Consider the following 489-nt stretch of genomic DNA (forward strand, 5'->3'; position numbering starts at 1 on the left):
GAGGAGCGCTTGGTCGAACTCCACGACGAGCAGAAGGCTGGCGTCGCCGACGTCTCCGCCGATCTTCACGATCTGGGTCTCGACGGGTTCCGCGACCGATAAGCAGCTGCCGACGTGGTAACTGCGTATGAATTCTCAGACACTCGTTTATAACCGGCTGCGTACGGAACCGCGGAAGAGGCTTCCAAAGCCCGAGCCGCTCGTTTATAAGTAGTCGACACCGGATCGGCGGCGAACGCCTCCAAAGCCCCAGCCCCTCGGCTGTCCGACGAATTTTTTTATAAACTATCGATCGACACGAACACCTCCAAAGCCCCAGTCGCGAGGACTCGGTGCGCTCGCTGCGGTCCTCGTCACTCGTTTCACTCGTTCCTGCGGTCCTTGCGTCGCGCGCCGTCGTCCTCGCGACTGCCCCTTTGAGTCCCGCCTCGAACCGCCACGCACAGCACCTCACGCCTCCCCAGCCTCGTCGGTCGCCGAGCGAAGCGA

At 62.2% G+C, this 489-nt stretch carries 1 pseudogene; it reads left to right on the forward strand.

What is annotated here, in order from left to right:
* Nucleotides 1-102, forward strand: a pseudogene (locus EXE44_RS21680) (5-(carboxyamino)imidazole ribonucleotide mutase); the annotation flags it as partial.
* Nucleotides 103-489 lie beyond the last annotated feature (387 nt).

The sequence above is a fragment of the Halorubrum sp. SS7 genome (genome assembly GCF_005435055.1).
Taxonomy (GTDB): Archaea; Halobacteriota; Halobacteria; order Halobacteriales; family Haloferacaceae; genus Halorubrum; species Halorubrum salinarum.